We start from the raw sequence: 2,624 nt of genomic DNA, 5'->3' as shown, positions 1-2,624 counted from the left end.
TCAGGTAAAAATAAGGGGAAATCGAGTCGAGCTCGGGGAAATCGAAGTGGCCCTGACGAAGCAGCCGGGGGTTCGGCAAGCCGTCGTTACGGTGCGGGAAGACCTGCCCGGACAGAAGCAACTCATCGCGTACGTGGTCACAACCGATGCGTACAGCGTAGAAACCTTACGAAGAGGGATTGAAAAGCAGTTGCCCGACTTCATGGTACCCTCGCACTTTGTCCAGATGGAGGATTTTCCCCGAACGGTAAGCGGTAAAATCGACAAGAAACAACTGCCCCAACCCGGTAACCAGCGCCCTGCGCTCGGTGTCTTGTACCGCGAGCCAACGTCGGAATTTGAAAAGCAGGTGGCTGACTTATGGGGTAGCATACTGGGCATAGAACGGGTCGGGTTGGACGATAATTTTTTTGAACTAGGCGGCAATTCACTTTTAGCCCAAAAAACGATTGCCGCTTTGAAGCAGCAGCTTGGGCGCACGTTGCTGATTACTAAGCTTTACCAATATCCTACCATTGCGGGCATTATTGCGTCTCTGGAAGACAAACCAACGATCCCGCAACTGACCGAACCAAATCGAACCCAGTCAAATGAATCCGCTGACGTGGCCGTCATCGGTATGGGGGGCCGATTTCCCGGCGCCAACACCATTGACGAATTATGGGAAGTGCTAAAGGAAGGGCAGGAGACCATCCAATTCTTCAATTTTGATGATTTAGACGCCTCCATTCCAGACGGAACCAAAAGTGATGCCTCGTACGTAAAAGCGCGCGGAATAATCAAAGGTATTCACGAGTTCGATGCGGCTTTTTTCGGGCTAACGCCAAAACTAGCCGAAGTGATGGACCCGCAACAGCGGATTTTTCTTGAAATCGCTTGGGAAGTCCTGGAAGAAACGGGCTACCTTCCCCGCTTTTACCCTGGTCGAATTGGGGTTTATGCCGGATGCGGCAACAACACCTACTACCTCAACAACGTCCTGCCGAACCAAGCCGTGGTCGAACAGATCGGATCATTTCAAGCCATGACCGTGAACGAGAAGGATTACATCGCTTCCCGGACGGCCTATCAATTGGATTTGAAAGGCCCGGCGGTGAGCGTTTATTCCGCTTGTTCGACTTCGCTGCTTGCCATTACGCAGGCCGTCGAAAGCATTCGCAAAGGACAGTGTGAGTTGGCGCTGGCCGGAGGAGCCAGTGTAACGTCCCCCGTCAACAGTGGCCATTTGTATCAGGAAGGAGCTATGTTCAGTCGCGATGGCCACACCAGGTCGTTTGATGCCGAGGGTACCGGAACCGTCTTCAGTGATGGGGCGGGGGTAGTTTTGCTCAAAAGTCTGGAAGCCGCCCAGCGGGATGGCGACCGGATTTATGCCGTGATCAAGGGGGTGGGGGTAAACAACGACGGAGGAGGCAAGGGTAGCTTTACGGCACCAAGTACCGAGGGCCAGGCCGCATCTATTCGGATGGCACTCGAAGAAGCCCAAGTTGACCCGGCGACGATCGGCTACCTGGAAGCGCACGGAACCGCTACGCCCCTGGGCGACCCCATCGAACTGGAAGGTTTGATGATGGCTTTTGGACCCCAACCGCGCGATCAGTATTGCCCGATTGGCTCCATCAAAAGTAACATGGGCCACCTGACCCAGGCGGCTGGCGTGGCGGGTTTCATCAAGGCGACGCTGGCTTTGTACCATAAGCAAATTCCGCCTTCGCTGGGCTTTGAACGACCCAATCCCAACATCGACTTCGCCAATAGCCCGTTTTTTGTTCCTACAAAACTGACGGATTGGGCGGCGGAAGAGGTACGCCGGGCGGGGGTAAGTTCCTTTGGCGTGGGGGGCACCAATGTTCACGTAGTTTTGGAGGAAGCGGTGAACGAACCTACGCCATCCGGCGACAGCCGACCCCTGCAATTGCTGACGTGGTCGGCCAAGTCAGAGGAAAGCGCGAGGATTTACGCCGACCGGCTTGCTGACCATCTCCGGCAAAATTCCGATCAACCGCTGGCGGATGTAGCTTATACGCTGCAAACTACCCGTCTAGGTTTCCAGCATCGGCAGTTTGTAGTAGCCTCCGACGGATCAGAGGCCGTAATCGCCTTGCCTAATCCGATGGCTAATACGCTCACGCAACACCCTAGTGAACTGGCATTTCTGTTTCCGGGACAGGGCGCTCAGTACCTCGACATGGGTCGGGAGCTATACGAAAATGAAGCAGTGTACCGCCAAGCGGTTGACGAATGCGCCGAAATTCTCAAAAATGAAATTGAGGTCGATTTACGAGAAATAGTGTTTCCTGCGAAACATGACGAAAGGGCCGAAGCCAAACTAACAAACACGCGTTATACCCAACCCGCACTGTTCGTGACCGAATACGCGCTGGCGCGGTTGTGGATGAGTTGGGGTATTGAACCGACTGTTTTGTGCGGGCATAGCATCGGAGAATTTGTCGCGGCCCACTTGGCGGATGTTTTCTCATTGTTTGATGCCTTGAAATTAGTCGCGGGCCGGGGGCAGATGGTGAGCGAATTGCCAAAGGGGAGTATGCTATCGGTTCGGATGGAAGCCGAGGCGCTGCGGGCCATACTACCCGAAACCTTGTCGATTGCGGCCATCAACACTA

1 protein-coding gene is annotated in these 2,624 nt (G+C 54.4%); it reads left to right on the top strand.

What is annotated here, in order from left to right:
- The coding region (locus tag ACEW8P_RS21095) for a beta-ketoacyl synthase N-terminal-like domain-containing protein (protein ID WP_373515050.1) at positions 1 to 2,624 on the top strand (2,624 nt) is incomplete at both ends.

The sequence above is a fragment of the Persicitalea sp. genome (assembly GCF_041751555.1).
GTDB lineage: Bacteria > Bacteroidota > Bacteroidia > Cytophagales > Spirosomataceae > Persicitalea.
The sequence above is the reverse complement of the archived record's forward strand: the minus strand, read 5'-3'. Positions and strand labels throughout refer to the sequence as shown.